The following is a 5,626-nucleotide window of genomic DNA, read 5'->3' as shown; positions in this document are numbered from 1 at the left end:
GTATAGGGCGAGCGATATACTCCCTCCATCATATTGGTGGAGTAAATGATTCATGGTGGGTAATACAATCTTACTGGTAGAAGACGACTCAGAGATTGCTCGATTAACCAAAATGTACCTCGAAGCCGAAGGATATACGGTAACTGTCATCGATAACGGTCAAAATGCATTAGAAACGATTAAGGGGCTCAAGCCGGACCTAGTGCTGTTAGATTTGATGTTACCAGGAAAAAATGGCGCAGAAATATGCCAAGAGGCGCGTAAGTTTTATCATGGTATTATCATTGTTTTGACTGCGACCGATGATGAAATGAGCGAGGTGAGCTTATTTAAGTTCGGTGCTGATGATTACCTTACCAAACCGATAAAAGGTAATATTTTGCTCGCCCGTATTGAAGCAGCGTTGCGTCGCTATTGTCGTCAAGTTGATATCGTTGAAGAAGAAAAGCTGAGCCGATATGGCATTAGTCTTTGTCTTCGTCGCTCCCAAGCATTTTATTTGCAAAAAGATATTGGTTTAACGAGTTCTGAGTTTGAAATTTTAGAGCTCCTGATGCTGAATGTCGATAAGCCAGTATCTCGTGAATCATTTTGTCGTCTTGCCCGAGGCATTGAATACTGCATTACTGATCGTTCGATTGATATGCGTATATCCTCGCTAAGGAAGAAGTTCTCCAAGGCTCATATCCATACGGCTACCATTAAAACCATACGTCACCACGGCTACATGCTGACAGGTAAATGACGCGTGTTTTCCCTGTTTACTCGTCTATATGTGGGGTTAGTAACCGGCCTTGCGCTGACTGTTGCTTTGTTTCTCTTTATGGGGGAAGAGTACATGCGCAAAACAGAAGTCGGTGTTTTTTTGAGTGACGGTGCTTATTTTGTCGATCAATACATTGAGCAACGAGGCACTCCGGATTCTCTCTACAAGAAGTTAACCGAAAACGGCAAGCAAGATTTCTTTATCTTTGATTTAACATTGGTTGAAAACTGGGACGGATCACCGCCTTGTCGAGATTGTAATCTGCTGTACCGTATGCAAGGGATACCTGTTTATCTTATTGATGGCAGTACCTATGCTGCGGTATTCCCTTTGCCTAACACTTCGAAGAGTTTAGTTTTCAAAGAAAAAACGGATTTCTTTAGCCCACACGTTGATTGGAATGAAGATTCTGAGATTGTATTTATACTTACTCTACTTTTGGTTGTTGTATGCAGTTTAGGCATTATGGTTTACATACCTGTACGACGTCTTGACCGCCAAATTCGGCAACTAACGGCTGCGCAACAACAATTTGGTTCTGGTGAGTTGAATACGCGAGTCGAGCTAAAGCAATTTTCGCAACCCGTGAAAGAGCTCGCCCAAGGCTTCAACTGCATGTCTGAAGAGATTGAGAGACGAGTGCGCCAAACACACATCTTTACTCAAGCTATTCCTCATGAAGTGCGCACTCCGCTGAGTCGTATTCAGCTAGCGACGGATTTAGCTCGACGCACGAGTGGTGAAATGCAGGCAGAGTTACATGACGATATTGAACGATACGTTGATGTCGTGACGGATTTAACGTCCGACATTGTCATGCTGTCTCGCTTGAGTGTGAAAAACCACTCATGGATCGATTCTGTTGAAACCATGGAACTGCCACTTTGGTGTAAAAGCCGCATGAATTACCTAGGCTTAGAGTCCGCCATGTTGAGAGCAGAAAATAAACTCGCGAACCAATTGATTCACTTTCAGCCTACTTTGGGTAACCTTGTCCTCGATAATTTACTGCAAAACGCCAAGCGTTATGGTGAGTCCTGCGTTGAGGTGACGATTCGAACGGTAGCGGATTGCTGGAGCATCGATATTGAGGACGATGGTCCGGGCATCCCTGAGGCGATGCGAGAAGAAGTATTTATGCCATTTTCGCGCTTAGACAAAAGCCGCAACGCCGACATGAAAGGCTTTGGTTTAGGGCTTGCCATCGCTACCAGTGCAGCGCGGCAACTGGGGTGGGAGCTTTCTGTCGGCGAGAGTCACTTAGGCGGCGCACGTTTTACGGTGCTTATTCCTGCCAACGGTTAGAGTAGGCACTGCGGTAGTCTGGCTCTGCGATACCTTCATACAAATCGTCACAAGCTTGCAGTGGACCTACGACGGTTCGGTAGGGTAGGACACCTGCCCAAACAGGGATGTCCATGTCTTCCGCATCGTCGTTGACGCCAAAATTGCTGATTTTCACTGATGCTTCTAGGAGTGGAATACGCAGCAGCATGGTGGCTTTGAGTTCTTTTTCATTACTCAAACGGACTTGTTCTGTTCTCCCCGGAGCGATCTGTTCAATAAAGTGATTCAGCAACCTGTCTTTCTCTTGGTTATCTTCCACCATCTCAAACTGGCCAAAGACCACAACACTGCGATAATGCGCACTGTGGTGAAACGCACTTCGAGCCAATACCCAACCATCAAACAAAGTAAAGGTTAAGCACGTTTGCACTCCTTGTTTGAGTGAGCGTAACAGTCGACTGTTGTTGGCGCCATGGATATACACGTAATCATCGACACGCCATGCCAGCATAGGGATGACCACAGGGCCTGACTCGTTGGTTATCGCAATATGAGCGATTAGGCTTTCATCTATGATGGCGTGCAGTTTGCTAACATCAGAGACGGCTTTATGTGCGCCTTTCTTAATTTCCGTTCTATTGGTGTTGGATAGCATTTTCTCTCCTTGTTTGCTCACGATTACGAGCGATTGATCCTCATTCTTTGATTGCAATGTAGCGTTTAACTGGTAGCTTAAAGAGAGCCACTTTTAACTAATGGATGGATCCAGTTTGTCTTTGATTGATATCGGTGACCTGCATTTAAAAGACAGTGATGGAACGCGTCAGCAAGCGTTGTTTTTTGCTATTCGCAAGAAAATTGTTCAAGGACTGTGGATGAAGAATGGGAAGCTGCCTTCTACGCGGAAGCTTTCACAAGAGCTTAATCTAAGTAGGAATACCGTGATTTCTGCCTACGAACAGTTAGTGGCGGAAGGGTACTTGAACAGCCAAAAAGGTTCTGGTTTTTATGTTGCCGTAGAACTGCCAGAGCAGTACTTGCCTGAACCTAGTTCAGTTCAGAGAGACTCATCACCGAAAGCTCACTTTGATATCAACCGCGCATTTGCACCGGGTGTACCGGATTTGGACGCATTTCCGATGGCGCAATGGCAAAAGTTACTCACTCGCCATATGTCTCGTACTTGCTTGTTGGGGAATCAAGATATTCAGGGTAGTTGGGCATTGCGCTGTGCTTTAGCTGACTACCTCGCATCAAGCCGTTCAGTGAATTGTTATCCAGAGCGCATTATTATTACCTCTGGGGCGCAGCAAGCGTTGTCAATTGCGACGATGGTAGTGCTCAAACAAGGTGATAAGGTTCTGATGGAGCAACCAGGTTACGCGCAAATGCGGAAGTTGATTCAGTTCCAAAACTATCAATTTGAGCCTTTGTTCGTAACAGAGAAATTAGGTTTTGATGTGGAAGCGGTGACCTCAAGCGATGCCGATGCGCTGTATATTACACCAAGTAATCAATATCCGATGGGCACCACACTCAATACCGAGCAAAGAGGAAAGATCATCAACTGGGCGGTCGAACAATCAAGTTGGATCATCGAGGATGATTATGACAGCGAATTTCAGTTTGCTCATCGTCCCTATACCAGCTTACAGGGGCTAGCGGCTCAAATGGGTCGAGATGAGCGTGTGTTGTATGTGGGTTCCTTCAGTAAAGTGATGTTTAACGGATTGCGGCTTGGCTACCTTGTAGTTCCTGAACGTTTAGTAGAGCAATGCTTAGTGGTTAAGGATGCGTTAAGTGGTGATTCGCCGACGCATACACAAGAAGCATTGGCAGATTTTATTACTGAAGGTGGGTTATTACGTCATATTCGAAAAATGCGTCGACTGTACAAAACTAAGCATGAACAGATGCATGTATCCATTCAACAGCATTTTGACGACCGTGTTTGCGTCGTTAGCCAAGCGGCGGGGCTTCATATTACGTTGAAATGGCAAGACGGTATGGATGAGCAGCGTTTTACAAAACTAGCAGAGCATGAAGGGATCATCTTGCGACCTTTGAGCTATTATGAACACCCAGATTTTCAAGCACGTCACTGGCATGGTGCCGTGCTTGGTTACGGCAATATCGCGTTAGAGAACATAGACGCTGGTATCCAACGTTTAGCTCACATATTTCGAAACGGGACGCGATGACTATTCAACTACACGTATTTGTCGCTTATGTCGCCACTGTTTCCAAGGCAGTAAAAGTAGAGTAAAAATGCCAAGTGCATAAAACATTGACCAGCCTAAACATATAAAAACACCGGTACAAAGCAGTAGAGAAAGTCCCGCAAGCGCTTTACCAAATCCTCGAAGCAATTTAAAAGCGGCTAACATCGCCAACATGTAAACCAGAACGAATACACTGTTTGCGAGTTTTAGGAAAAACTCCAGATCGAGCTGTGATAGGGTTCCTATCACACAAGATATCAATAATATGCCGCCAACTAATATGGTGGCTGAGAAAGGGACACCACGACGTGAAATCTTGGCTAGTGGACTAGAAGGACGATGTTCACGAGCTTGAGCCCAGACCATTCGCGCTAGGCTCTGTGTGTATAAGTTAACGCTCGCGAAACAAGCGGAGAAACCTATCAAGCTGATTATCCATTTGGCTCCATCGCCTAGTAGTTGGGCACTAAGCCAGGGGATGGATGCGTTATCAAATTGAGCGTTACCATACGCACCAAATTTTAAAATAACGACAGAGCATGCCCAATAGGTAGCCCCTGCTACAAAACAACCGACCACAATGGCAATAGGGAAATCTCTTTGAGGGTTTTTGAACTCTTCCCCCATATGGGCAAAAGCCTCTATGCCAACAAAACACCAGAACATCACGCCTAACGCTGCGGTAATAGGCCAAATTGACTCTTGTGTGATGGCGGGCATCACAAGATCGGCGCTGTTAACGTCGCCTTTCCATAAAAATGCGCCAACAAGTGCGAAGACACTCAAAGCAATAAGAGTTTGTAAATGACCTGATGATTTTGTGCCCATCAAGTTGACGAACACAAGAAGTACTACCGTGAGAACTTGTGCAAACAGATTGTTGCTAATAGGCTCTGGCAATATTTGTTGTAGAAAGCCTGCGGCGAGTGCAATCGCGGCCGGAACCCCTACCGGAATGACACTAACAAATAGCCAAGCGACACTACTTTCCAGCTTGGCGTTAAAGGCTTTGCGTACAAAAAAGGCTGTTCCGCCCGCGTTGGGGTATCGTTTACCCAGTTGAGCAAAAGTCAGCGCAATAGGACAAATCGCGATGAACAATAAAATCCAAGCCCATAGTGAAAAATGGCCAGCTATACCTGCTGCGATAGCCGGGATCATAAACAGCCCAGTTCCCATTAATGTGGTGGATAACTGTGCGATACCTGATGTGAGTGAAATGTCTTTTTTGAGCTCTTCCATGCGAATTGATTCATCCAATGTTATGAGGCTTATTACGAAAAAGCTTGTGGCTTCTGGTTATTTCGTTTTATGTGTTTAAGCGATGCTATTTATGTGCTGAGTACTTAAG

Annotated in this window: 5 protein-coding genes; 3 read left to right on the top strand and 2 right to left on the bottom strand. The window is 45.3% G+C overall.

Translation table 11 applies throughout. From position 1 onward, the window contains the following. Positions 1–52 precede the first annotated feature (52 nt). Both CAG68_RS16360 and CAG68_RS16355 read left to right on the top strand, forming a co-directional pair. A complete protein-coding gene (locus CAG68_RS16360) occupies positions 53–745 on the top strand; it encodes a response regulator transcription factor (RefSeq protein WP_047101177.1) in 693 nt (230 codons plus the stop codon). A 3-nt stretch (positions 746–748) separates the two neighbouring features. Next, positions 749–2,071: an ATP-binding protein gene (locus tag CAG68_RS16355; protein ID WP_005373622.1), complete on the top strand. Its 1,323-nt coding sequence runs from the start codon at positions 749–751 to the stop codon at positions 2,069–2,071. On the opposite strand, the gene CAG68_RS16350 is transcribed toward CAG68_RS16355, so the two are convergent. Then, the gene (locus CAG68_RS16350; RefSeq protein ID WP_005373620.1) at positions 2,052–2,708 is read right to left on the bottom strand and encodes a pyridoxamine 5'-phosphate oxidase family protein; all 657 of its coding nucleotides are present in this window, start codon (positions 2,706–2,708) and stop codon (positions 2,052–2,054) included. The two genes, CAG68_RS16355 and CAG68_RS16350, sit on opposite strands and share 20 nt — an antisense overlap. Before the next feature lie 100 nt (positions 2,709–2,808). On the opposite strand from CAG68_RS16350, the gene pdxR reads away from it, so the two are divergent. Continuing rightward, on the top strand, positions 2,809–4,254 hold the full coding sequence (gene pdxR / locus CAG68_RS16345; protein ID WP_086047508.1) for a MocR-like pyridoxine biosynthesis transcription factor PdxR: 1,446 nt from the start codon (positions 2,809–2,811) through the stop codon (positions 4,252–4,254). On the opposite strand, the gene yjeH is transcribed toward pdxR, so the two are convergent. Further along, positions 4,255–5,517: an L-methionine/branched-chain amino acid transporter gene (yjeH, locus tag CAG68_RS16340; RefSeq protein WP_086047507.1), complete on the bottom strand. Its 1,263-nt coding sequence runs from the start codon at positions 5,515–5,517 to the stop codon at positions 4,255–4,257. It abuts the gene before it with no gap. Positions 5,518–5,626: the final 109 nt, after the last annotated feature.

The organism is Vibrio sp. V42_P2S4T144, assembly GCF_009904715.1.
GTDB classification, from domain to species: Bacteria; Pseudomonadota; Gammaproteobacteria; order Enterobacterales; family Vibrionaceae; genus Vibrio; species Vibrio alginolyticus.
Note: the sequence above shows the minus strand (reverse complement) of the source record. Positions and strands in the feature narration are given on the sequence as shown.

Excerpts from the sequence above, each read along its gene's own strand:
- CAG68_RS16360 (WP_047101177.1), top strand. The coding sequence starts at position 53 with ATGGTGGGTAATACAATCTTACTGGTAGAAGACGACTCAGAGATTGCT.
- pdxR (WP_086047508.1), top strand. The coding sequence starts at position 2,809 with ATGGATGGATCCAGTTTGTCTTTGATTGATATCGGTGACCTGCATTTA.
- yjeH (WP_086047507.1), bottom strand. The coding sequence starts at position 5,517 with ATGGAAGAGCTCAAAAAAGACATTTCACTCACATCAGGTATCGCACAG.
- CAG68_RS16350 (WP_005373620.1), bottom strand. The coding sequence starts at position 2,708 with ATGCTATCCAACACCAATAGAACGGAAATTAAGAAAGGCGCACATAAA.